The sequence below is a fragment of the Amycolatopsis rhabdoformis genome, assembly GCF_035918295.1.
Lineage (GTDB): Bacteria > Actinomycetota > Actinomycetes > Mycobacteriales > Pseudonocardiaceae > Amycolatopsis > Amycolatopsis rhabdoformis.
This window is the reverse complement of sequence record NZ_CP142149.1, coordinates 5,077,811-5,101,641: the sequence shown is the minus strand read 5'-3', so window position 1 is coordinate 5,101,641 and position 23,831 is coordinate 5,077,811. Positions and strand designations below refer to the sequence as shown.

The window sequence follows — 23,831 nt, the reverse complement described above, 5'->3', positions numbered from 1 at the left end:
CTGGTACGCCCGGTGGATTGACGGAACCACACCGAACGGGCAAAGATCGTAGACACCCCGATCTGACAACGTTGTCACGCCGAAAGGAATGCGATGAGAGCGCGGAAACGCGTGTTCGCCGCCTTGGTGCTCGCGGCTACGGTCGCCGCCACCGGAGCCACTGCGGCACAAGCACAGCCGGCCTCCCCGAAGTTCGCCGACGACCCCACGAAGCTCGTCGACACCAGCATCGGCAACAACGGCGACGGGACCACGTTCCCGGGTGCCGCGGTGCCGTTCGGCATGGTGCAGCTGAGCCCCGACACGCAGCTCAACCAGTACGCCTCCTACGACTACAAGCAGGACACCATCCTCGGCTTCAGCCACACGCACCTTTCGGGCGTGGGCTGCCAGACGATGGGCAACTTCCGCTTCATGCCCACCACCGGCGCGGTCACGTCTTCGGACCCGGCCCAGTACGGCGCGAAGTTCAGCCACGCCAACGAAACCCGCGCGCCCGGTTACTACGGCGTGAAGTTCGACAACGGCATCCAGGCCGAGCTCACCGCGACGCAGCGCACGGGCCAGCACCGCTACACCTACCCCGCCGGCTCGGGCCCCGAGAACGTGCTCATCGAGGTCGGCCAGAGCAACGGCTCCACCTACGCCGGCGACGTGCACGTGGTCGGCAACGACACCGTCGAGGGCTGGCTGCAGGGCGGCAACTTCTGCGGCGAGACCGGCAAAGAGCGCTACCGCGTGTTCTTCAGCGCGAAGTTCGACCGCGGCTTCCAGAGCTTCGGCACCTGGACCGACGGCAAGATCACGCCGGGCCAGCGCGACGCCTCGCGCGGCACCCAGCGCGCCGGCGCGTACTTGACCTTCGACCCGGCGAAGAACGACCAGGTCGGCATCTCCGTGGGCCTGTCCTACACCTCGGTCGACGGCGCGCGCCTCAACCGCAAGGCCGAGCAGCCGAAGTCGTTCGACAAGGCCGAAAAGGCCGCGCACAACACCTGGCAGGACGAGCTCAACCGGATGCGCGTGGCCGGCGGCACGACCCCGGACCAGCGCACTTACTACACCGCGCTCTACCACTCGCTGCTGCACCCGTCGATCGGGTCCGATGTGGACAACCGCTACCGCGGCTTCGACGACCAGGTGCACAAGGCGGATTCCCCGTACTACCAGATGTTCTCACTCTGGGACACCTACCGCTCGCAAAACCAGCTGGTGGCCCTGCTGCACCCGGACAAGGCCGCCGACATGGCCAAATCCGTGCTGCACATCTACCAGGACGGTGGCTGGCTGCCGCGCTGGGGCCTCGGCAACAGCGAGACCAACGTGATGTCCGGTGACCCCATCACCCCGTGGGTCGTGGACATCTACAACCGCGGCCTGCTCGACAACCGCACCGCGCGCGGCCTCTTCGACGCGCTCTGGAAGAACGCCAACGAGGTCCCGGCCGACCAGTCGATCTTCCGCGGCCGCGACGGCAACCCGTCCTACGTGCAGAACGGCTGGGTCGCCTACCAGAACCTGCCCGGCTACAAGTTCGGCGACAGCCGCCAGGCCGGCTCGGCCACCCTCGAGTACGCCCTCGGCGACTGCGCGCTTTCCACCATGGCCACGGGACTCGGTTACCAGGACAAGGCGAAAACCCTCGCCGGCCGGTGTGACAACTTCACCAAGCTCTGGGACCCGACGGTCACTTCGCAGGGCTTCAACGGCTTCCCCGTGCCGAAGAACGCCGACGGCTCCACGGTCGGCAACCCCGACCCGACCCAGACCAACGCCTTCCACGAGGGCACGGCCTGGCAGTACCAGTGGATGGGCCAGCAGGACCCGCAGACCCTCTTCGGCCTGATGGGCGGCGCCGGACAGGCCGAGCAGCGGCTCGACAAGTTCTTCGACATGCCCACCGTGCTCACCGACCCGGCGAAGGCCGCGGCGGACTCCTGGGTCACGGGCGCCTACGACTACCACAACAACTTCGCCTTCAACCCCAACAACGAGCCCGACTTCGCCGCCCCGTGGATGTACACGTGGACCGGCGCGCCGTGGAAGACCTCGGCCGTGCTGCGCGCGATGCGCACGCTCTTCACCGACAACGTCTACGGCATGCCCGGCAACGACGACCTCGGCGCCACCTCGTCGCTGCTCGTCTTCGCCATGGCCGGCGTCTTCGAGGCCCAACCGGGCTCCGCGACGTACGTGCTCACCGCGCCCATGTTCGACAAGGTCGAGATCCGGCCCGAACACGGACGCACCATCACCATCGAAGCCCCGGGCGCCAGCGCCTCGAAGCTGCAGTACGTGTCCTCGGTCAGCACCGACAAGGGCAAGCTGCGGCAGAGCTGGCTCACCCACAAGGACCTGCTGAAGGCCGGGACGATCAAGATCAAGGTCTCCGACCAGCCGACGAGCTGGGGAGTCAACGCCGCCCCGCCCGCCGTGGCGCGGGCCTGAGGTTCCGGCGTGCGGGCTCCTCGCCGGAGGTCCGCACCCCGGGCTTCACCGCTTCACTTGCTGCTTCGACGCTTCAGTGCTTCGCCTGCAACGCGCCGAGCACGCCCTGCCACGCTTCGCGCGAGACGGTGAGTTGTCCCGCTTCGCGATTCTTGGTGTCCCGGACACCGACCCGCTCTGCGACGGCTACCTCGACGCAATTGGAATTCGCCGTGCTGTATGACGATGTCCGCCACCGGACAGTCTGCATGTGTGGGCCTCCGCTTACTTAGCCGCCTCCGCGATCACTGCGCGGCTCGCATCCTCGCTCAATGCCTCTCCGGCCAGCAGCCTAGCAAGCTGCCGATAGAGCCCCCAGTCCTTACCGGCGCTCAGGAACGAGGTTGTGCTGTGCTGCTCCAGCAGCACTACAGGGTCTCGATGTTGGTATTCGAAAATAATGAACGAGCCGTTCATGCCGGGATGGTAATGCGGCTGTCGGGGGAGTACTCGCAAAGCCACGTTCGGACGCTCGGACATGGCCAGCAGGTGGTCCATCTGATCCGACATGACCCAGTCGGCCGCGACTGGCTCATCGATGGCGTGGATTCCGATAATCGCCGAGTAACTGACCGGGTCCCGTTCGGCGAGAATTTTCTGCCGATTGAGGCGGACCTGAATTCGTGCATCGGTCTGCTCCGCAGTCAACCCTGAGTCTTCGAAAATGTTTCGTGCATAATCCGGAGTCTGCAACAGTCCGGGGATGACGTTGAGTGCCCACTCATTTATTGCGCGAGCCCCCTGCTCATATTGCAGCAGGGTGGTCAATTCGGGGGTCAGCTCGGCTTGCCCCGCTGCCATCCAGTTCGGATCGCGCACATGCCGGGTCAGGTCCATGATCCGGCTCTTCGGCTCGCCGATCACCCGCAGATAGCCCAGCAGCATGGCCACGTCTTCACCGGTGGGGATCCGGGTTCCGGCTTCCCAGTGCGCAACGAGACTCGGGTTCAGATCGAGTGCCCGCGCCAGTTCGCGAAGGCCGAACTTCCTCGCTTCGCGCACTTCGCGCAGTGCTGCACCCAGCGCCACGGCGCGCGGGGGGCCAGAAGGCTTGGTCATGGCCGTGATCATACGTAATCGGATGATCACCCGGGGCGCCGCTGGCGTTTACGAGGGTTGACAGAAGGCTATCGTCAACACGTTTGCCGATAGGGGAGATCGCCATGCTGAGATGGCAGCAGGCCGAGGGAAAACGGCACGCTCTCGAAGGGCCTTTCGCGCCGCGGCCGGAGGAATCGTTCGTGGCGTTGTGCGGGGTGGAGGTGACCGTGGCGGCGGGGGACGTTCCGCAGCTCGGCGGGAATTGGTTCGATCCGACCTGTGGGGTGTGTTCGTCGAAGTGGCTGAGCCGGACGTGACCGACGCGGTGCTGCTGGAGCGGATCCGGGATCTGCACGCGTCGCTGGGGATGGATCTCGCGTTCCTCGCGCGCACGATCGACGAACGCTCCCCGCGCCCCGACGCGATGCGCGACCTCGGCGAGCGGCTGCTCGACCTGGGCGGCGCGCTGGTGAGCCGCTCGGACGAGGTGAACGCGGCCGTCCTCGCGAAGCTGCCGCCCGACGGCTGGCTGCCCGAAGCCGGGTCGAGCCGGCACGTGATCGGGCCGGTGCACCAGGTGGGGCCGAGGCCGTTGCGGTGTGGGGCGGTGTACCTGGCGTTGTGCGGGTCGGCGTGTTTCCCGTTCTACGGGAGGGATCCGGCGAACCGATCGGCGCGGCACTATCGGTGCGAAGCGTGTGAAGCGGCCGTCGCGGCCCACTGACTGCGCCGTGAATGCTCCCTGACTCCTCCTGATGGGGCGCACCACGAGCGTGACCGGCGGTTTTCGTGTTGGCTGGGCCGATGCCCGACGAGAAGCAGAAGAAGCCGGAGAAGCAGCAGGAGAAGCAGACGAGCACCGAGCGGCTGTTCCGGATCGCGATCGCGCTCAAGGGCCTCGACGGCGCGCTGCAGCTGGTCGGGGCGCTGATCCTGGCGTTCATCCCGTCGACGGTGGTCACCGGGTTCACCCACGCCGTGATCACGCGCGACCTGCTCGGTGACCCGTCGGGCACGCTCGCGCACCACCTGGAGCTCGCGACGGAGCACTTCGTGAACGGCGGCACGAAGACGTTCGCGGTGGCCTACCTGCTGGCCCACGGCGTGATCAAGCTGCTGCTGGTGTGGGCGCTCGCGCGCAAGTGGGTGCGGGCGTACCCGGTGGCGATGGTGGTGCTGGGCGCGTTCGTGGTCTACGAGGTGTACCGGGCGATCGACACGCACTCGATCGCGCTGCCGTTCTTCGCTGCGCTCGACGCGGTGATCATCGTGCTCGTGTACCGCGAATACCGGCAGCTGCGTCGGGAACGCGCTTCTCAGTCCCGCGGCGAGGACGTTCTCTGAAGGACTCTCTGGGGCTGCCTGCGTGACTTCCTCGTCCGACCTTGCCGCCGCTCTGCGGGCCGGTCTGACCGCGATCGCCACCGCCCGCACAGCGCTGTCACGCGCCCACGACCTCACGGGCGAACTGGCGAAGACGTGGCGTCAGGCGCTCGCCGGCACGAACGACTCCGAGGCCGCCGGGCTGCCCGCGCAGGCTGAGGCCGCGGTACAGGACATCGGTGCTTGTCACGCCACCACAGGACAGGCCGAGTCGCTGTTGACCGGCTACCTGAGCCGCCTCGGCGTGGAACCCCCGGTGGCCCCGGCACCGACGGCTCGGCAATGCGGGTGCTCAGCGGTGACAAGGACGAGTTCTACGGCAAGGTGATGGACTTCGTGTCTGCGAATGGCCTGCCACGCCCGCGGAGCGCCTCGCACGGCACATGGAGATCAAAATCGCGGTGGCTGACGGGACAGTGAGGGTCTATCCGGGTACCGAAATGGAGCGGCGATGACGACGGAGACAACGCTAGGCGCCAGCGTCCCCACCTGGCGCGACGGCCAGGAAGGCGGCGAATACGTCACCCTCGTCAGCCAGGACGACGTCACCCGGTTGGCGGAGCTGCTGGCGCAGCCGTGGGCTGACTCCGGTTCCATCGATGCTGCCGGCGGGTCCCTGGTCGTGCACCTGACCGAGGAATGGGGCTACCTGGACTACTACGGCGACGCCGGAAGCCTCGAAACGGACGGCGACCCGGCTTCACCAGAAGTCTTCGGGGAAGGCGGTCACCGCGCCGGAACCGGCCTGCCGGTCGCCGACGTGATCGCGGCGTTGCGGGAGTTCGTCGCCACCGGCGGACAGCTGCCCCGGTCGGTGCCCTGGCGCGACATCTGAACACCGGTCCGCAAGGCCCGCTGCTCGGGTCCTTTACCGGCCCTCAGGCGGCTGAGGGAAATCGTTCGGTGACGATGGCGGCCACGTCCACCTCCGGCTGTTCGACGAACAGCGCGGTGGCGTTGTCGGTGCCGCCGTGGGCGATGGCGCGCTCCACCAGCGCGGCGGCGCCCTGCGCGGGATCGGCGAGGATCTCGTCGATGGTGGCGGGCGGCAGGACCTTGTGCACGCCGTCGCTGGTGAGCAGGAGGCCGCCGCCCACGACCTCCGTGGTGCCGATCTCGTCGGGTTTCGTGGTGCGCACGCTGGTGGTGACCATGTGTTCCATGCGCGGCGAGTACGGCTGGTGGCGCGCGCGGAAGTATTCGGCGAGCGTGTGGTCGGTGGTGAGCTTGCGGATCATGGTGCCGTCCCAGGCGTACGCGCGGGAATCGCCGACCCAGGCGATGCGGTAGCCGCCGGGGAAGGGCATGGCGACCACGAGCACGGCGTCGCCGGTGCCGCCGAGCTCGCGCAGCGCGCGCTGGGCGTTGAGGATGGCCGCGACGGGCCCGCTCTGCACGGGCGTGCGCGCGGCGGCCGCGGCGGCGGTCTGCGCGGCGCGGCCGGCTCCGGGGTCATCGCCGACGCCGTCGGCGAGCGCGAAGGTGATTCCGGGCGCGCCGGCGAGGGCGTAGGCGCTCACGGCGTCGGCGTTGCGCTCGCGCGGGCCCTGGGCGCTGGCGGTGTGCCAGCGGGGGTATCCGGCCATCGTGACCTCCCGGGTGTTCGCGACTTTCCCTCTGTTCTTCCAGAATGCGCCCGTTTCCTGGGAGCTACCTGAGGAGCGGCTGTTTTTCCCCTGTTGGCCTAAACACCGCCTTGACCTGCGGCCGTGATCTTCCGCCCGAACCGGCGGACCGCACTTTCCGGTGATGCGTGTCCCGGTGACCGGGCCGTACGTTGGGGGCAAGGGGTGCAGATCAGCGAGGAGATGCCCGCCATGGCCTACATCGAAGGGTCCCACCACATCACGTTGTCCGTGGGCCACGCCCAGGAAGACGTGGACTTCCACGTGCAGGTGCTCGGCCTGCGCTTCATCAAGCGCACGGTGCTGTTCGACGGCTCGCTGCCGATCTACCACCTGTACTACGCCAACGCGAACGGCGATCCCTCCAGCGTGATCACCACGTTTCCCTGGGCGCAGGCGGGAAAGTTCGGCAAGCGCGGCACGAACCAGGGCCGCGAGGTGCTGCTGTCGGTGCCTTCGGCGAGCCTCGAGTTCTGGCGCCGGCGGCTGAGCGAGTTCGACGTCGACGCGCGGGATGTGGAGGTGTTCGGGAAGCGGCGGGTGGCGTTCGAGCACCCGAGCGGGATCGAGTACCTGCTGGTGGGCAACGACGGCGACGAGCGAGAGGGTCACGCGGGCAACGGCGTGCCGCCCGAGCACGCGATCCACGGGCTGCACGGGCTCGGCGTGCACGTGACGACGCCGGACCGCACGGTCGAGTTCGCCACGGACACGTTCTACGCGCAGCAGGGGCTCGTGGAGCAAGGCGACCGGGTGGCGCTGCAGATCGGCAAGCAGGCGCTGGGCAACCACCTGGAGATCACCGTGAACCGCGGCGACGACCAGGGCACGTGGCACTACGGCGCGGGCACGCTGCACCACTTCGCCTGGAACGCCGACACGCTGCAGAACCAGGACGAGGTGAAGTTCGAGGTGGAGGGCGCCGGCTACACCGACATCTCGGAGCTGAAGGACCGCAAGTACTTCAAGAGCGTGTACGTGCGGTCGCCGGCCGGGGCGTTGTTCGAGCTGGCGGTGACGCACGCCGACGGTGGCTGGGACTGCGACGAGTCGCCCCACGAGCTCGGACAGCGCTTCCAGCTGCCGGAGCAGTTCGAGGACCGGCGGGAGGAAATCCTGGCGGCGCTGGAACCGATCGACGGCTGAGCGCAGGGGCCACCGCTCGGTGACCCCTGCGAGCTGCCTACTTCGTGAGGTCGTACACGGTTTGGTTGCCCACGGTGGTGGCGGTGAAGTTCGTCGCGACCCACTCCGTGATGTCGCTGGAACCGCCACCGCTCGGGCCGCCGCCGCGGCCGCCGTCGACGTAGTAGGAGATCTGGTGGTCGGCCACGTACTGCTGGAACTCCGCGAGCGTGGGCGCCGGGTCGCTGCCGGACCACCCGCCGATGCCGATCACGGACTTGCCGCTGGCCAGTTCGAGACTCGCGGCCGACTGGGAACCGGTGGTGGCGGCGGCCCATTTCGTGGTGGTCGAGGCCAGCAGTTGCGTCAGCTCGGAGCTGGTCTGGTCCTCGCCGCCGCGACCGCCACCACCGAAGCCACCACCGAAGCCGCCGCCGAAGCTCGTGGTGGCGGGGCCGGACGTGGGGATGGAACCGGTGTGCGGCTGGGCGGCGGTGTCCACGGCGTAGGCGGTGGTGCCGATCCCGAGCGTGAGCACACTGGCCGCGGCGAGCACGGCCACGGCCTTGCGCAGCGGCGGCACGCCGACCACCACGGCCGTGGCCACGAGCAGGCCCAGCACCACGATCACCCAGCGCAGCGCGGGGAACCAGTCGGGCGTGCGGTCGAGCAGCACGAAGCTCCACACGGCCGTCACGGCGATCATGGCGCCGAACACCGCGCGCGGGGCCTGGTTGGCGCGGCCGCGCCACAGTGCGTGCCCGGAAATCGCCACCACGGCGGCGATCGCGGGCGCCAGCTGCACCGAGTAGTACGGGTGCACGATGCCGCTCATGAAGCTGAACACCACCCCGGTCACGAGCAGCCAGCCACCCCAGAGCAGCAGGGCCGCGCGGGTGCGGTCGGTGCGGGCGGCGCGGCGGGTGAACCACAGGCCGGCGACCAGGCCGATGAGCGCGGCCGGCAGCAGCCACGACACCTCCGTGCCGAAGCTGGCGCCGAACATGCGGCCGAGACCACTGCTGCCGCCGAACATCGTGTTGCCGCCGCCTGCGAACCCGCCGCCGCCACCGCCCCCAGCGCCGCCTTCGCCGCCGAAGATGCGGCTGAGGCCGTTGTAACCGAGGGCGAGTTCGAGGAGGCTGTCGCCGGTGGAACCGCCGATGTAGGGGCGCGTGGACGCGGGCCAGATCGCCACCAGCGCCACGAACCAGCCGGCGGACACGACCACCGCGAGGCCCGCGTAAAGCAGGTGCAGCAAGCGCTTGCCGAGTGACGTCGGCGCGGCCACGAGGTACGCCAGCGCGAAGGCGGGCAGCACGAGGAACGCCTGCATCATCTTGGTGAGGAACCCGAACCCGACGGCCACGCCGGCCAGCGCGAGCCACGCCGGGCTCGCCTTTTCCACCGCGCGCACGGTGAAGTAGGCGGCGGCGATGAGCAGCAGCACGAGCAGGGCGTCGGGGTTGTTGAAGCGGAACATCAGCGCGGCCACCGGCGTGAGCGCGAGGCCGGCGCCGGCGAGCAGGCCCGGCACCGGGCCGGACACGCGGCGCACCGTGAGGTAGAGCAGGCCGACCGACGCGACGCCCATCAGGGCCTGCGGCGCGAGCACCGTGAAGCTGGAGAAGCCGAAGATGCGGGCGAAGAGCGTGCCGACCCAGAGGGCGGCGGGGGGTTTGTCGACGGTGAGCACGTTGCCGGAATCCAGCGAGCCGAAGAGCCAGGCCTCCACGTTCTGCGTGCCCGACTGCACGGCGGCGGCGTAGAACGAGTTGCCGAAGCCCGAGGCGGTGAGATCCCAGAAGTAGAGCACGGCCGTGAGCGCGAGCAGGCCGAACACCGCCGGGCGCACCCAGGGTGGCGAGTTCTCCTTGCGGTGCACCGGGTTTCTCTTGCCGGGGGCCGCGAGCGTGGTGGTCATCAGGAGATCTCCTCGGACGGTCGGCGGCGCGGGTTGAACACCCAGCCGCGCAGGAGCAGGAAGCGGAGCACCGTGGCGGCGAGGTTCGCGAGCACGAGCACGGTGGTCTCCAGCACGAGCCCGGGGTGGGTCGTGTGGTTGAGCACGGCGAGCGAGCCGCTGGTGAGCACGAGGCCGAGGCCGAACACGATCAGGCCCTCGAACTGGTGGCGCCCGGCGCCGCCGCGGCCGCGGACGCCGAACGTGACGCGGCGGTTCACCGCGGTGTTGGCCACGGCCGTGACGAACAGCGCCAGGAAATTCGCCACCTGGGCGCCGATCGCGTTGCGCAGCACCAGGAACAGCAGGAGGTACGCGGCGGTGCTGGCCACCCCGACGGCGGCGAAGCGCACGAGCTGCTTCACCAGCCCGGGCGGCACGCCCGGCGCGGTGACGCCGATCGGCTCGCGGCCGAGCTGCTCGCGCAGCAGGCGCACGGGGATCTCGCCGGTGAGCGTGGCGCGCGTGATGCGCACGATGCCCTTCAGGTCCTCGGTCGCGGTTTTCACGAGGTGCACGGACGAGTGCGGGTCGTCGACCCAGTCGACCGGCACCTCGTGGATGCGCAGGCCGGAGCGTTGCGCGAGCACGAGCAGCTCGGTGTCGAAGAACCAGCCCGTGTCCTGCACGTGGGGCAAAAGCCTTCGCGCGACGTCGGCGCGGATGGCCTTGAAGCCGCACTGCGCGTCGGAGAACCGTGCGGCCAGCGCGCTCTTCAGGATCAGGTTGTAGCAGCGTGAAATGAACTCGCGTTTCGGCCCGCGCACAACCCGCGCCCCTCGCGCGAGCCGACTGCCGATGGCGAGATCCGAGTGCCCCGACAGCAGCGGCGCGACCAGTGGCTGCAGCGCGGCGAGGTCGGTGGAGAGGTCCACGTCCATGTAGGCCAGCACCTGGGCGTCCGAAGTGGACCACACGGCGTTGAGCGCGCGGCCGCGGCCCTTCTCGTCGAGGTGGTGCACCCGCACCTGCGCGAACTCCTGCGCGAGCCGCTCGGCGACCTGGCGGGTGCGGTCCGTGCTCGCGTTGTCCGCGACGGTGATGCGGAACGGGTAGCGCACGTGTTCCTGCAGGTGCGCGTGGAGCCGGCGGATGCAGGGCTCCAGGTCGGTTTCTTCGTTGTACACCGGGATCACGACGTCGAGCACCGGCTGCGGACCGCTCAGGCCGACCGGGGTGGTGCCGGGCCGGGGTGCGGGAACAGTGCCGCTGGCGCGTCGGGAGGGGGCGGTGGCTTCCATGCCCTTCACGGTCGGCGGTCGGGCTTTGGCCAGGTTGTGGCGTTGCTGTGCGCGCCCTGTGGGTCCCGCTCCAACGGGTGATCTTGGTCCGCGGCCGATTGCCTTCTACGATTCGGGGATGCTGTTCGAAGCACGGCTGCGCGAAGGCATCCACGAGGGACGTGTGACGGTGATGGTGCGCCGGTGGGCGCGCAACAAGGCGATTCCGGGGCATCGGTACCGGACCGGTGTCGACCTGATCGAGGTGGACGAGGTCGACGAGATCTCGCCGGGCGACCTCACGACCGACGACGTGCGGGCGGCGGGGTTCGACGACGTGGCCGGAGTGCTGGCGGGGCTGCGCGGCGACGAGTCCGCGCCGCTCTACCGCGTGCGCTTCCATGTGGTCGCGGACGGCGATCCGCGCGACCGGCTGGCGGCGGACGCGCAGCTGTCGGCCGCGGACGTCGAGGCGATCTCCGCGCGGCTGACGCGGTTCGACGCTTCGGGGGAGCACGGGCCGTGGACGCACGAGACGCTGGTGGCGATCCAGGGCAACCCCGGGCTGCGCGCGGGCACGCTGGCGGAGCAGCTGGGTTGGGATGAGTTGCTGATCTTCAAGCGTTCGGTGCGGAAGCTGAAGGATCTGGGGCTCACGCTGTCGCTTGAGGTGGGGTATCGGATTTCGCCGCGGGGGGAGGCGTATCTCAGGTTGTCAGGTCGTACACGGTGACACCGTCCACTGTGGTCGCTTCGTAGTTCTGGGCGACCCAGGTGGTGATTTGTGCCGCGAGGTCGCTGCCGGTGTCGCTGCCGCGGAGGGTGAGGCCGTCGCCGAGGAAGTAGTGGATGTGGCCGGCTTGCACGTCGACCTGGAACTGCGCGAGCGTGGGGTAGGGGTCGGTGCCGTTGAAGCCGCCGATCGCGAGCACGGGGAGGTTGGTGGCGAGCTGGTAGCCGGCGGCGTTGTTGGAGCCGACGGTGGCTGCGACCCAGCGGTAGCCGTTGCCGCCGGAGGTCAGGAGAGAGGTGAGGGTGGTGCCGGGGGTTGTGGTGCCGAGGAGGCCGCCGGCCATGCCTCGTCCGCCCGGGCCGCCTCCGCCTGGGCCGCCCGGACCGAAGCCGCGGGTCACCGAGGGACCGGCTGAGGGAATGGCGCCGCTGTGCGGAGTCGCTGCCGTCGCCACTGTGTACGCGCCGGAAGCGGCCAGCAGCGTCACCAGGCCGAACACCGCCAGCCCACGCGCGGCGACGTGCCCGAGCTGGTTCACGAAGAACACCGCGACCGCCGCGAGTAGCCCGGCCACCAGCACCGTGGGCGCGAGCCACGGCAACCACGACGGCTCGCGGATGAGCAGCACGTAACTTGTCACCGCAGTCAACGCGAGACCGCCGCTCAGCACTCCGGCCGCCGCCGGATCCGCGCGCAGGCGCCACAGCTGCACCACGGCCGTGCCCACGAGCGCGGCGATCGCCGGCGCCAGGGCGACCGTGTAGTACGGGTGGATGATGCCGCCCATGTAGCTGAAGACCGCGGCCGTCACGAGCAGCCAGCCGCCCCAGATCACCAACGCGGCGCGGCTGCGATCGGTCCTCGCGGCGCGGCGGGTGAACCACAGGCCCGCCGCGAGCGCGAGCACCGCCGCCGGCAGCAGCCACGCGATCCCGCCCGCCATCTCGCTGCCGAACAGGCGGAACAGGCCCGTGCTGCCCCAACCGCCGCCGGGGGAGCCGCCGACGCTGCCGGTCTCGTCGCCGGTGATGCGGCCGAAACCGTTGTAGCCGAACGTGAGACCGAGCAGGCTGTTGTCCTGCGAGCCGCCGATGTAGGGCCGGTCCGCGGCCGGCCACAGCGCCACCACGGCCACGTACCAGCCCGCCGACACCACCACGGCCACGACCGCGCCGAGCAGGTGCAGCAAACGCTTGCGCACCGGCGCCGGCGCGGCGATCAGGTACGCGAGCCCCAGCGCGGGCACCACGAGGAACGCCTGCAGCATCTTCGCGAGAAACCCGAACCCGACGGCCACTCCCGCCAGCGCCAGCCACGCGCCGCCGGCCTTCTCGATCGCCCGCACGGTGCAGTACGCGGCCGCGATCAGCAACAGAACCAGCAACGCGTCGGGGTTGTTGAACCGGAACATCAACGCGGCAGCCGGCGTCAGCGCCAACACCGCGCCCGCCAGCAGCCCCGCGGCGGGCCCGGACGTGCGGCGAACCGTCGCGTACAACAGGTACGTCGACCCGACGCCCATCAACGCCTGCGGCACGAGCACACTCCACGCCCCCACCCCGAACACCCGCGCCGACAACCCCATCACCCACAGCGCGGCGGGCGTCTTGTCCACGGTGATGCCGTTGGCGGCGTCGCTCGAGCCGAAGAACCATGCTTTCCAGCTCTGCGACCCTGCCTGCGCGGCGGCGGAGTAGAACGCGTTGGCCCAGCCGGAGGCGCTGAGGTCCACCAGGTACAGCGCGGCGGTCACCACGAGCAACCCGGCCACCGCGGGCCGCACCCACCTCGGACGGCGGACGGTCACCGGCTTCGGCGCGGCGGAGGGGACGGCGACTGCGGTCATGGCCCGAGTCTGTTGCGCGAGCCTGGGGCGCGGATGTGCCCACGCTGTGTGCACCCTGTGCCCTGTATGTCCTGCTCGGCACCGATGCGCCCACCGCACCGATGTGGCGTTGGTTGCGTTCAGCGCACCGAACGCCACATTGGGGCGGCTGCGGTAGGACCGAAGGCGCGGCTTGTCGGAGGCCGTGGCCGGCAGCAGGGTGAACTGGGTGGCCTGCTGGGCCCGGCGGGGTGAAGCGGAGGGGTAGGCGGTCCAGACAGGAAAGGCAGGAAGCTGAAGCGGCCCGGCTGCGTGGGCGCGCGTGGTGAGCGGGCAGAACAGGTTGGCTGGGTATTCGGGCGGCCCGCCTGTGCGCCGGCAGGCCGACCGGGGAGGCGCACGGCTCAGGCAGGTGGGCCGGGCGGGGCAGAATGCCGGGCAGGTCGGTCGGGTAGGCGAGAGGTTCGCCTGGGGTGGCGCGCCCGGCGAGTCAGGCAGGCAGGGTCAAGCAAGCCGGTCAGCCAGGCGGGAGTGGTCAGGCTTCGATCTGTGCCACCGCCGCCTCGGTCCGCTGCGCCGGCACCGCAACCGGCAGTCGGACCGCGAACTCCGTGTGGCCCGGGCTGCTGTGGACCTCGATGGTGCCGTGGTAAGCCACCAGCACGGCCGCCGCGATGGCCATGCCGAGGCCAGTCGAGCTTGCGGCGCGGGAACGTGAGGTGGCGGCAAGCGGGTCAGCCAGCCGAGTCAGGCTTCGGCCCGTGCCACCGGTGAATCCGTCCGCTGTGCCGGAACCACAACCGGCAGCCGGACCGCGAACTCCGTGTGCCCCGGGCTGCTGTGGACCTCGATGGTGCCGTGGTGAGCGACCAGCACGGCCGCCGCGATGGCCATGCCGAGGCCGGTCGAGCGGGCGGCGCCGGAGCGGGGCGAAGCGTCGGGCAAGCGGTCAGCCAGGCGGGAGCGGTCGGGCTTCGATCTGCGCGACTGGCTTCTCGGTCCCCTGTGCCGGCAGGCCGACCGGGGAGGCGCGCGGCGAACTCGGTGTCGCCGGGGTGATGTGGAATTCGATGGTGCTGTGGTGGGTAACCGGGATGCCCGCTGTGATGGCCGTGTCGAGGTCGTTGAGCGGGCGGCGCCGGAGCGCGAGGAGGCGTCAGGGAAGCGGGTCAGGGCGGTAGTGAAAGGGCGCGGTCAGGCTTCGATCTGTGCCACCGCCGCCTCGGTCCGCTGCGCCGGCACCGCAACCGGCAGCCGGACCGCGAATTCCGTGTGCCCGGGGCTGCTGTGGACTTCGATGGTGCCGTGGTGGGCGACCAGGACGGCCGCCGCGATGGCCATGCCGAGGCTGGTCGAGCGGGCGGCGCGCGAGCATGAGGTGGCGTCAGGCCAGCGGGTCAGCCAGGCGGAAGCAGGTCAGGCTTCGATCTGTGCCACCGGTGAATCCGTCCGCTGCGCCGGCACCGCGACCGGCAGCCGGACCGCGAACTCCGTGTGCCCCGGGCTGCTGTGGACTTCGATGGTGCCGTGGTGGGCGACCAGGACGGCCGCCGCGATGGCCATGCCGAGGCCCGTCGAGCCGGCGGCGCGGGAGCGGGAGGAGTCGCCGCGGGCGAAGCGTTCGAAGACGGCCGGGAGGAGGTCCGGGGGGATGCCGGGGCCGTTGTCGGTGACGGTGACGGTGGCGGTGCCGTCGGGGAGGCGGGCCAGGGACGTGACGACGGTGGTGCCGGGGGGTGTGTGCACGCGGGCGTTGGCGAGGAGGTTGGCGAGGACCTGGTGGAGGCGCTGCACGTCGCCCAGGACGAGGATCGGGGTGTCCGGCAGGCGGAGCTGCCAGGTGTGGTCGGGGCCGGCCACGTGGGCGTCGCCGACAGCATCGGCGACGAGGCGGGCCAGGTCGACCTCCGCGACGTCCAGGGGGCGGCCCGCGTCGAGGCGCGCGAGGAGGAGAAGGTCTTCCACGAGGGTCGTCATGCGGTCGGCCTCGGACTCGATGCGGGTCATGGACCGGGCGACGTCCGGGGGCACCTGCATGCGGCCGCGGCTCGCGAGTTCGGCGTACCCGCGGATGGCGGCCAGGGGCGTACGCAACTCGTGGCTTGCGTCGGCGACGAAGCGGCGTACGCGCATTTCGCTGGCGTGCCGGGCTTCGAGCGCGGCGGAGATGTGGCCGAGCATGAGGTTGAGCGCCGAGCCGACCTGGCCGACCTCCGTGCGCGGGTCGGTGTCGCCGTCGGGCACGCGGACGGAGAGATCCACGTAGCCGCGGTCGAGCGGCAGCTCGGAGACCTGCGCGGCCGTCGCGGCGACGCGGTCGAGCGGGCGCAGGGTGCGCCGTACCGCGAAGGCGCCGATGAACGCCGCGCCGGTGACACCGGCCGCCGCGACGCCGAAGAGGATCAGCCCGACCGTGAGCAGCGTCTGGTGCACCTGCTCCAGCGGCACGCCGGTCACGACCACGCCGTCGGGGATCGGGGTGGCGGTGAGGCGGTAGTCGCCGAGGTCGCCGACGGTGCGGGTGTAGGCGCGGCCGTCGGCCGGCAGGCTCTGCAACGCGGCCAGCTGGTCGGCGGTGAGCGTGACCCGTTGGCCGTGCTGGGAAAGGGAGCCGCCGTCGATGAGCTGGCCGCCGGAGAAGTGGGCGTTCACGGTGCCGGCGCCCTGGCCGGGCGCGTCGAGCGGGTTGTGGCCGCCGAGCGGGCCGCCGTGCGTGGCGAAGTCCTGGGCACGCCCGGCCGCGGCGTAGAGCTGCCCGTCGGTCTGGTCGATGAGGAACGCCCGCAGCGCGAACTCGCTCACCACCCCGATCACCAGGCACACCAGCGACAACAGCCCGACGATCGCCACCGTGAGCTTCGCGCGCAGCGACAGCCGCCCGAAGCGGGGCGAGGCGGTGTGCGCGCGCTGTGTCATCCCCCGAGCGTGCGGGTGCCGGGTGTGGGCGGCATGTGTGCTGCCTGTGAGCCCGCTGTGATGTCGGGTGTCCGAAAAGTCGGGTCACAGGAACGGCTGACCACGGCCACAGCGCCCGCACAGGGTCCGCCTCGACCGTGGTGGTCATTCCCCACTCGACCGAGGAGCACACGATGACCACGGAACCGTCCACTCAGGACCCACGAACCGCCCCGAACACCTGGGGCGCAGCAACTTCCGGCCCGACTCCGCCCCCTCACCGCAAGTGGATCGCCGTCGGGGTCGCCGCCGTGGTCGTGGTCGGCGGCGGTGGCGCGATCTGGATCGCGACCAGCTCCGCCGACTCCGGCACCGCTACCGCCGCCGGCCCCGGCATGGGCCAGGGCGGCCAGGGCGGCCCCGGCCTGGGCGGGCCGGGTCTCGGCCAGGCCCTGCACGGCGAATTCGTGACCACCGACGACAACGGGGCCTTCGTGACCAAATTCCTCCAGACCGGCAAGGTCACCGCGCTCTCGGCCACCTCACTCACCGCCCAGAGCGACGACGGCTTCACCAAGATCTACACGATCGACTCCGCCACCGCGACCGGCATCACCAACGGCGAACAGGTGACGATCATCGCCACCGCCTCCGGCGACACGGCCACCGCCACCTCCGTCACGGAAGCGCGCGATGCGAATGCGGGCCCGCCTTCGCCGTAGTTCCGGCGCCGTCCATGACCGTCCGAACAGGACGGCGTGCGCGAGCAGCGGGAATAGCTGGTGCAGCGGATCCGCTTGGGCCTGTCGGCGGCGGGCGATGCGGCCTTGCCGTGGATGGTAGCCACTTCTGGCGACACGGCTACCGTCACCTCCGCCACGGAAGCCCGCGACGTCGGTGCGAACCTGCCGTCATCGTAGTTCCCGTGCCGCCGCAAGGGCTTGCGAGGCGTATGACCGTCCGAACAGGACCGTGTGCACCAGCAGCGGGAACAACTGATGCATCGGCACCCGCTCACGCCACCCGCCGGCGAGCGGCGCAACCTCGTCGTACGCCCCCACCACCTCATCGAGGTGCGGGCACCCGAACAGCCGCAACATCGCAAGATCCGTCTCGCGATGCCCACCATGGGCCGCGGGATCGATCAGGCACACACCATCGGCGGCCCAAAGCACGTTGCCGTTCCACAGATCCCCGTGCAACCGGGCCGGTGCCTCCGCCGGCCCGGCCACGTCCGGAAACCGCGCGCAAGCCCGTTCGAAAACGTCGGCTTCCACAAGCGAGAGCACACCGTCGTCCACAGCCCGGCGCACGTACGGCAGCACGCGCTGCTCCGCGTACCACCGCGGCCAGTCGAACCCGGTCACGTTCGCCATCGGCGCTCGCCCGATCCACGCCGCCGCCGGCCCGTCCGGTGGCGGCGAGCCGAACGCGGAAGCCCCACTGGCGTGCAGCCTCGCCAACCCGCGGCCGAAATCGCGCGCGGCCGCCACCGTCGGACGCGTCGGGGTGATCAGGTCGAGCACCAGCCAGTCGTCGTCGGCGCCGTGCACGTGCGCCACCGAAAGCGCATCGGCCGCGGCCAGCCAGCGCAGCCCGGCGGCCTCCGCGGCGGCCGCGCCCGGCGCGTGCTTCAGCACGACCCAGCCGTCGGCCAGCTCGGCTTCCGGCAACGGCCCCGAGCGCGTCCGTAGTACTTCCCGGCCCGTCAACCGGGCGACGATCTCGGCGGCGGCACTCATCCGGCGAGGCTCTCACCGGTCGTAGTCGACCGCCAGCTCGGGTGTTGTCGGGCGCGCCCGGCAGGTGAGGATGCGGTTGTCGGCCACGTCGGCTTCGGTGAGGGCGTACTGCACGTCCATGTCCACGCGGCCGCGCACGAGCTTCGCCACGCAGCTGCCGCACGCGCCGCCCGTGCACGAGTACGGCACGTCGAGCCGCGCGCGCAGCGAAGCGTCCAGCACGGTCTCGCCCGGCTTCGTCACGATGTCCGTCACAGCCCGGCCCACGGTCACCGACAGCGCCGCCGAAGAACCTTCCGGGCTGCGCGCGGGCGCGCCGGCGAAGAGCTCGAAGTGCACGTCCTCGTGGGGCACGTAGGCCTCGTGCAGCGTGCGGCGCGCGAGGTCGAGCAGGCCGCGCGGCCCGCACAGGAACCACTGGTCGACCTTCGCCGGGTGCAGGCGGTTCTGCAGCAGCGCGCGCAGCCGCGTCGCGGTGAGGCGGCCGCTGCGGTAGCGCTCGTGAGAGATCGCGAGCGCCTCGCCGACGGTGTCGAAGTGGCGCACCGGCCGGTGCGCGTGCAGGTCCGGATCCCGTTCGTCGGTGCGGAAGTGCACCACGTGCAGCCGGCCCGCGGCCTCGCGCGCCAGCGCCGAGATCTCCTCGGCGAACATCGTGGTCGCGCCGGAAGTGTTCACGTACAACAAGGTCACGCGGCTGTGGGTCTCCGCGCGCAGCACGCTGGAGAGGATCGACAGCACCGGCGTGATGCCGCTGCCCGCCGCCAGCAGCACGTAGTGGGCGCTGCGGTCCGGGCACGGCGAGAGCGCGAATCCGCCCGAGGGCGGCAGCACCTCGAGCACGTCGCCCGGCTTCAGCCGCGTGGCCGCGAACGCCGAGAAAGTGCCGCCCCTGCGGCGTTTCACCGCGATCCGCAACGACGCCGAACCGGCGGGGGAGCAGATCGAGTACGTGCGCCGGACCACGGTGCCGTCCACGGTCGTGCGCACCACCACGTGCTGGCCCGGCACGTGCCGGAACGCCTCACGCAGTGCCTCGGGCACGTCGAAGGTGATCGCGACCGCGTCCGCGGTCATCGGTTCCACGGCGGTCACGCGCAGCGCGTGGAACCGCCTCGGCCCGCGTCGCAGCGGTTCCGGCGCGGGCGTCTTCTCGAAGCACTCGGTGAGGTGACGCCAAGCGCGGTACTCGTCGGCGGTGAGCTCGCGGCCCCACGCCGTGGTGATCGGGACCTCGCGCGCCAGGTAGGCGTCGCGGTTGTCGTTCCACGCGCGCAGGTAGCGGTAGAACGGGATCGCGGGGTGGAGGTGGTGCACCAGGTGGTAGTTCTGGTACAGCATGATCGGCGTCATCAGCCACTCCAGCCCCACCCGCACGCGCGTGGCGCCGAAGCGGTTCGCGGCGAGGCCGTGGTGGGGCAGCCAGTCGAACCACCACGCGAGCAGCGCCAGCCCGAGCCGCTGCGGGATCAGGTACACCACCAGCAGTTCCCAGCCGCGGCCGCACGCCAGCACCGTGACCACCACAGCGGCGAACGCGGTGAGCGCCACCAGCGTCTCCGCGCGCTCCGGCCGCGGCCGGCCCTGCACGCGGCGCGAGTAGAAGCGCGCGTACCAGAGATCGATCGTGAGCCAGCGGAACGGCAGCTGCCACCACGGGCCCTGCGAGGTCCAGGCGTCCGGGTCGGTGCTCGCGTCGGCGTTGGTGTTGCGGTGGTGCTCGAGGTGGATGAACCGCAGGAACGGGAACGCGCCGTAGGCCGCCACGAAGAGCATCGCGAGCCGGCCGAGCACCTCGTTGAGCCAGGTGAGCTTGCCGGCCGCGTGGTGGGCCGACTCGTGGGCCACGGTGAACATCGTGAAGGTGACCAGCGCGTGGAGCGGGATCGTGACCCACAGCGGCGCGAGCCCGGCCAGCAGCAGCCAGGTGGCCGCGCCCCAGACCGCCAGGCCGACGGCGAACAACACGAGCGTGGGTACCGACACGGGGGCGAGCGGGATCCGGGGGCTGGGCACGGCGGCGCCCGCACGGGCGCCCTCGCGCGCACCGGGCTGCTCCCCGGCGCCGAGCCGGCTGTCGACGACGGGCATCGAGCGGTCTCCTCGGTCGATCGCTCCTGGCCAAGCGGTGACAACCTAGACAACCGCGCGGGCTTTGTAAATCGGTTTGGCACGGATTCAGGGGTGCCGACGGTGAACCGCCCCCGCAGGTCGTCGTCGCCAAGCTCCCACCCCGTGAAATCCGGTGTGGCCGAGGAGGCCACGGGACGCGTGCGCTCGCGGGAGCGGCTGCTCGCGGCCGCGGCCGAGCTCACCAGCGCCGGCGGCTGGGCGAGCCTCACCACGGGCCGGCTCGCCGCCGACCTCGGCGTGGGCCGCCAGACCGTGTACGACGAGGTCGGCTCGAAGGCCGGGCTCGCCGAAGCGCTCGTGCTGCGCGAGACCGACAAGCTCGCCGGCACCGTCGGGCAGATCCTGGAGCACCACCCCGGCGACGCGGCCGCAGGCGTCACGGACGCGTTCTGCCACATCGTGGAAGCCGCGCGTGTGAAACCGCTCCTGAAGACCGTGCTCGGCGGGCCGGACGGCGACGAACTGCTCTCGCTCATCACCACGCGTTCCCAGGCCGTGCCGGACCGCGCGGTGACCGCCGTGACGCCGATGCTGCGCGCCCGATACGCGGGCCTCGGGCTCTCCGAGCAGGAGCGGGCCGTGTTCGCCGAGACGTTCGTCCGGCTCCTGCTCAGCCACGTGGTGCAGCCCGGCGGGCCGATCGAACGGACGGCCGAGAGCGTGCGCCGGGTGCTCGGCCGGATGCTCGACCGCTGATCGGGAGGGTTGTCCGGGTGCCCCCGACCAGGTCCGGTGACACCACTGGCCTAGACTCGGCTGTCCCGGTCGGCAGGTGACCGGGGCCGTCCCGAGGGACTGTCCAACCCCCATTGTTTACCGCTCGAGGAGAAGACCTTGAAGAGCACCGTCGAGCAGCTCAGCCCGACGCGAGTCAAGATCAATGTCGAGGTGCCGTTCGACGAGCTCAAGCCGAACTTCGACCGCGCCTACCGCAAGATCGCCCAGCAGGTGCGCATCCCGGGCTTCCGGCCCGGCAAGGCGCCCGCTCGCGTCCTGGAAAGCCGGATCGGCCGTGCGCCGGTGCTCGACGAGGTCGTCAACGAAGCCATCCCGGCCAAGTACATCGAGGCCGTCCGCGCCGGTGAGGTCCGCACGCTGGGCCAGCCGGAGTTCGAGGTGACGAAGCTCGAGGACCGCGACGTCCTGGAGTTCAGCGCCGAGGTCGACGTGCGGCCGGAGATCGCGCTGCCCGACCTCGAGGGCCTCGAGGTGAGCGTCGACGACGTCGAGACCACCGACGCGGAGGTCGACGAGCAGCTCGACGAGCTGCGCGCCCGCTTCGGCACCCTGACCGGTGTCGAGCGCCCCGCCGAAAACGGTGACTTCGTTTCGATCGACCTGTCGGCCACGGTCGACGGCACCGCGGTGGAGGAAGCCTCCACCAGCGGCCTGTCCTACGAGATCGGCTCCGGCCAGCTCGTGGACGGCATCGACGACGCGATCGTCGGCGCGAGCCAGGGCGAGACGAAGACCTTCACCACCAAGCTCGTGGCCGGCGAGTTCGCCGGGCAGGACGCCGAGGTCACCGTGACCCTGCAGTCGGTCAAGCAGCGCGAGCTGCCGGAGGCCGACGACGAGTTCGCGCAGCTCGCCAGCGAGTTCGACACGATCGACGAGCTGAAGAGCGACCTGCGGGAGCGCCTCGGCCGCGTGAAGAAGATGCAGCAGGGCGTGCAGGCTCGCGACAAGGTCCTCGACATCCTCCTGGAGCGCACCGAGGTGCCGATCCCGGAGAAGGTGCTCGAGGCCGAGATCGAGAACCGCAAGCACGACGCGGTGCACCCGTTCGACCACGACGAAGAGAAGTTCGCCCAGGCGCTCGAGGCCGAAGGCCGTACCCTGGACGAGTTCAACGCCGAGGTCCAGGAGGAGTCGGAGAAGGCGGTGCGCACCCAGCTGCTGCTGGACACCATCGCCGACAACGAGAAGACCTCCGTCAACGACGGCGAGCTCACCGAGCGCATCATGTACCAGGCCCAGCGCTTCGGCATCAGCCCGGACGAGTACGTGCAGCGCGCCCAGCAGTCGGGCCAGCTCACCGCCATCTACGCCGACGTGCGCCGCGGCAAGGCGCTCGCCTCGGTGGTGCGCGGCACGACCGTGAAGGACGCCTCGGGCGCGGAGGTCGACCTGACCGAGCTGTTCGGTGCCGACGAGGCTGACGCCCCGGCCGGCGACGAGACGCAGGTCACCGAGGAAGCGGCCGCGACCCCTGCGGAGTGACGCTGTGAGCGAACTTGGGCGGTGTCGGGCATTCCGCACCGCCCGAGTTCGTTAGGGTCGGTTGCAAGATCTCAAGCATCTGAACACGACAGCGGTGGCCGACACGACGAAGGGCCGCCGCCGGCGAATAAAGGCAGGCAGACGTGAAGCAGCACATGCCCGAGGGGCGGACCGGCACTTCCGGACTCACCCTCACCGACTCGGTCTTCGAGCGGTTGCTCCAGGAGCGCATCGTCGTCCTCGGCTCCGAGGTCAACGACGAGATCGCCAACCGGATCACCGCGCAGCTGTTGCTGCTGGACGCGGACGACGGTGAGTCCGACATCCGCTTCTACATCAACTCGCCGGGTGGCTCGGTCACGGCCGGGTTCGCCATCTACGACACCATGCAGCTCATCCGCCCGGACGTCGCCACGTACGCCATGGGCATGGCGGCCTCGATGGGGCAGTTCCTGCTCTCCTCGGGCACGCCGGGCAAGCGGTACGCGCTGCCGCACGCCAGGATCCTGATGCACCAGCCGTCGGCGGGTGTCGGCGGTACCGCGTCCGACATCGCGATCCAGGCCGATCTGTACAACAAGTGGAAGCAGGAGCTCGCCCGCATCACGGCCGAGCAGACCGGGCAGACCACGGAGCAGATCGTCAAGGACGGCGACCGCGACCGCTGGTTCACGGCGCAGGAGGCGAAGGAATACGGCTTCGTCGACCACGTGCTGTCGGCCGGCATCACCTCGAACAACTGAGCGCGAAGCACACAGGAGACCTCTCATGAGCAATTACCGGCTCCCGGGTGACTTCCGGGCTCCGCAGACTCCGCAGTCGCGGTACATCCTGCCGTCGTACGTCGAGCGGACGAGCTACGGCGTCAAGGAGTCCAACCCGTACAACAAGCTGTACGAGGAGCGGACGATCTTCCTCGGCGTGCAGGTGGACGACGCGTCGGCCAACGACGTGATGGCCCAGCTGCTGCACCTCGAGCACGAGGACCCGGACCGCGACATCAGCATCTACATCAACTCGCCGGGTGGGTCGTTCACGTCGCTGATGGCGATCTACGACACCATGCAGTACATCCGCCCGGACATCTCCACGGTGTGCCTCGGCCAGGCCGCTTCGGCCGCCGCGGTGCTGCTGGCGGCCGGCACGCCGGGCAAGCGCATGGCGCTGCCCAACGCTCGCGTGCTGATCCACCAGCCGGCCACCGAGGGCACGTACGGGCAGGTCTCGGACCTGGAGATCCAGGCCAACGAGATCCAGCGCGTACGCCGCCAGATGGAGGTCATCCTGGCGAAGCACACGAACAAGGAGCCCGACCAGATCCGGGCCGACATCGAGCGGGACAAGATCCTCACCGCCGACGAGGCCAAGGCGTACGGGCTGATCGACGAGGTCCTTCCGTACCGGAAGGCGTCGGCCAACTGATCACCGGGCCGGTG

The 23,831-nt window shown here is 70.4% G+C and carries 23 protein-coding genes and 1 pseudogene; 12 read left to right on the top strand and 12 right to left on the bottom strand.

The features are described 5' to 3' along the window. The first annotated feature begins 93 nt into the window (after positions 1–93). Positions 94–2,448: a GH92 family glycosyl hydrolase gene (locus VSH64_RS23320; RefSeq protein ID WP_326837776.1), complete on the top strand. Its 2,355-nt coding sequence runs from the start codon at positions 94–96 to the stop codon at positions 2,446–2,448. A gap of 73 nt (positions 2,449–2,521) precedes the next feature. On the opposite strand, the gene VSH64_RS23315 is transcribed toward VSH64_RS23320, so the two are convergent. Both VSH64_RS23315 and VSH64_RS23310 read right to left on the bottom strand, forming a co-directional pair. After that, on the bottom strand, positions 2,522–2,698 hold the full coding sequence (locus VSH64_RS23315; RefSeq protein WP_326837775.1) for a DUF397 domain-containing protein: 177 nt from the start codon (positions 2,696–2,698) through the stop codon (positions 2,522–2,524). Positions 2,699–2,712: 14 nt separating this feature from the next. Then, entirely contained in the window at positions 2,713–3,546 is an 834-nt protein-coding gene (locus tag VSH64_RS23310; RefSeq protein ID WP_326837774.1) for a helix-turn-helix domain-containing protein, read from the bottom strand. A 104-nt stretch (positions 3,547–3,650) separates the two neighbouring features. On the opposite strand from VSH64_RS23310, the gene VSH64_RS23305 reads away from it, so the two are divergent. From VSH64_RS23305 to VSH64_RS23290, 4 genes are all read left to right on the top strand, one after another. Beyond that, positions 3,651–3,845 (top strand): zinc finger protein, encoded by a 195-nt coding sequence (locus VSH64_RS23305; protein ID WP_326837773.1) that lies wholly within the window; start codon positions 3,651–3,653, stop codon positions 3,843–3,845. Beyond that, positions 3,827–4,252 carry a hypothetical protein gene (locus tag VSH64_RS23300; protein WP_326837772.1) on the top strand — a complete coding sequence of 142 codons (426 nt, stop codon included), beginning with the start codon at positions 3,827–3,829 and terminating at the stop codon, positions 4,250–4,252. The genes VSH64_RS23305 and VSH64_RS23300 overlap by 19 nt, the downstream gene beginning before the upstream one ends. An 80-nt stretch (positions 4,253–4,332) precedes the next feature. Further along, a complete protein-coding gene (locus VSH64_RS23295) occupies positions 4,333–4,872 on the top strand; it encodes a DUF2127 domain-containing protein (protein WP_326837771.1) in 540 nt (179 codons plus the stop codon). 490 nt (positions 4,873–5,362) lie between these two features. Continuing rightward, positions 5,363–5,746, top strand: coding sequence for an Imm1 family immunity protein (locus VSH64_RS23290; protein ID WP_326837770.1), 384 nt, complete (start codon positions 5,363–5,365; stop codon positions 5,744–5,746). A 43-nt stretch (positions 5,747–5,789) separates the two neighbouring features. Here VSH64_RS23290 and VSH64_RS23285 read toward each other — a convergent pair whose 3' ends face one another. Next, positions 5,790–6,497: a PP2C family protein-serine/threonine phosphatase gene (locus VSH64_RS23285; protein WP_326837769.1), complete on the bottom strand. Its 708-nt coding sequence runs from the start codon at positions 6,495–6,497 to the stop codon at positions 5,790–5,792. Between the two features lie 231 nt (positions 6,498–6,728). On the opposite strand from VSH64_RS23285, the gene VSH64_RS23280 reads away from it, so the two are divergent. Beyond that, positions 6,729–7,682, top strand: a complete 954-nt coding sequence (locus VSH64_RS23280; RefSeq protein ID WP_326837768.1) for a VOC family protein — start codon at positions 6,729–6,731, stop codon at positions 7,680–7,682. 37 nt (positions 7,683–7,719) lie between these two features. Here the strand turns inward: VSH64_RS23280 and VSH64_RS23275 are convergent, their stop codons facing one another. Together VSH64_RS23275 and VSH64_RS23270 are read right to left on the bottom strand one after the other, a co-directional pair. After that, positions 7,720–9,585 (bottom strand): glycosyltransferase family 39 protein, encoded by a 1,866-nt coding sequence (locus tag VSH64_RS23275; protein WP_326837767.1) that lies wholly within the window; start codon positions 9,583–9,585, stop codon positions 7,720–7,722. Beyond that, on the bottom strand, positions 9,585–10,865 hold the full coding sequence (locus VSH64_RS23270; RefSeq protein WP_326837766.1) for a bifunctional glycosyltransferase family 2/GtrA family protein: 1,281 nt from the start codon (positions 10,863–10,865) through the stop codon (positions 9,585–9,587). Before VSH64_RS23270 ends, VSH64_RS23275 begins: the two co-directional genes overlap by 1 nt. 118 nt (positions 10,866–10,983) lie before the next feature. Between VSH64_RS23270 and VSH64_RS23265 the strand changes: the two genes are divergently transcribed. Then, on the top strand, positions 10,984–11,577 hold the full coding sequence (locus VSH64_RS23265; RefSeq protein ID WP_326837765.1) for an ASCH domain-containing protein: 594 nt from the start codon (positions 10,984–10,986) through the stop codon (positions 11,575–11,577). Here VSH64_RS23265 and VSH64_RS23260 read toward each other — a convergent pair. The 5 genes and pseudogenes from VSH64_RS23260 to VSH64_RS23240 all read right to left on the bottom strand — a co-directional run bounded on the left by VSH64_RS23260 (position 11,552) and on the right by VSH64_RS23240 (position 16,318). Next, positions 11,552–13,423 carry an ArnT family glycosyltransferase gene (locus tag VSH64_RS23260; protein ID WP_326837764.1) on the bottom strand — a complete coding sequence of 624 codons (1,872 nt, stop codon included), beginning with the start codon at positions 13,421–13,423 and terminating at the stop codon, positions 11,552–11,554. The genes VSH64_RS23265 and VSH64_RS23260 overlap by 26 nt on opposite strands. Before the next feature lie 514 nt (positions 13,424–13,937). Continuing rightward, entirely contained in the window at positions 13,938–14,153 is a 216-nt protein-coding gene (locus tag VSH64_RS23255) for an ATP-binding protein (RefSeq protein ID WP_326838012.1), read from the bottom strand. Then, positions 14,150–14,335, bottom strand: a pseudogene (locus VSH64_RS23250) (two-component sensor histidine kinase); the annotation flags it as partial. The gene VSH64_RS23255 and the pseudogene VSH64_RS23250, both read right to left, overlap by 4 nt. A 261-nt stretch (positions 14,336–14,596) precedes the next feature. After that, complete coding sequence (locus tag VSH64_RS23245) at positions 14,597–14,743, bottom strand: ATP-binding protein (RefSeq protein WP_407655662.1); 147 nt, start codon at positions 14,741–14,743, stop codon at positions 14,597–14,599. 75 nt (positions 14,744–14,818) lie between these two features. Then, positions 14,819–16,318 carry a sensor histidine kinase gene (locus VSH64_RS23240; RefSeq protein ID WP_326837763.1) on the bottom strand — a complete coding sequence of 500 codons (1,500 nt, stop codon included), beginning with the start codon at positions 16,316–16,318 and terminating at the stop codon, positions 14,819–14,821. A 173-nt stretch (positions 16,319–16,491) separates the two neighbouring features. Between VSH64_RS23240 and VSH64_RS23235 the strand changes: the two genes are divergently transcribed. Beyond that, positions 16,492–17,019, top strand: a complete 528-nt coding sequence (locus VSH64_RS23235; RefSeq protein ID WP_326837762.1) for a hypothetical protein — start codon at positions 16,492–16,494, stop codon at positions 17,017–17,019. Between the two features lie 189 nt (positions 17,020–17,208). Here the strand turns inward: VSH64_RS23235 and VSH64_RS23230 are convergent, their stop codons facing one another. Together VSH64_RS23230 and VSH64_RS23225 are read right to left on the bottom strand one after the other, a co-directional pair. Further along, the gene (locus VSH64_RS23230; RefSeq protein ID WP_326837761.1) at positions 17,209–18,039 is read right to left on the bottom strand and encodes a fructosamine kinase family protein; all 831 of its coding nucleotides are present in this window, start codon (positions 18,037–18,039) and stop codon (positions 17,209–17,211) included. A gap of 12 nt (positions 18,040–18,051) precedes the next feature. Then, the gene (locus tag VSH64_RS23225) at positions 18,052–20,130 is read right to left on the bottom strand and encodes a fatty acid desaturase (protein WP_326837760.1); all 2,079 of its coding nucleotides are present in this window, start codon (positions 20,128–20,130) and stop codon (positions 18,052–18,054) included. A gap of 144 nt (positions 20,131–20,274) precedes the next feature. Here VSH64_RS23225 and VSH64_RS23220 point away from each other — a divergent pair, with 144 nt between their 5' ends. From VSH64_RS23220 to VSH64_RS23205, 4 genes are all read left to right on the top strand, one after another. Beyond that, a complete protein-coding gene (locus VSH64_RS23220; RefSeq protein ID WP_326837759.1) occupies positions 20,275–20,868 on the top strand; it encodes a TetR/AcrR family transcriptional regulator in 594 nt (197 codons plus the stop codon). Positions 20,869–21,006: 138 nt separating this feature from the next. Further along, the gene (gene tig, locus VSH64_RS23215; protein WP_326837758.1) at positions 21,007–22,395 is read left to right on the top strand and encodes a trigger factor; all 1,389 of its coding nucleotides are present in this window, start codon (positions 21,007–21,009) and stop codon (positions 22,393–22,395) included. Between the two features lie 143 nt (positions 22,396–22,538). Further along, positions 22,539–23,138: a ClpP family protease gene (locus VSH64_RS23210; RefSeq protein ID WP_220242918.1), complete on the top strand. Its 600-nt coding sequence runs from the start codon at positions 22,539–22,541 to the stop codon at positions 23,136–23,138. A 25-nt stretch (positions 23,139–23,163) separates the two neighbouring features. After that, positions 23,164–23,817 (top strand): ATP-dependent Clp protease proteolytic subunit, encoded by a 654-nt coding sequence (locus VSH64_RS23205; RefSeq protein WP_220242917.1) that lies wholly within the window; start codon positions 23,164–23,166, stop codon positions 23,815–23,817. Positions 23,818–23,831: the final 14 nt, after the last annotated feature.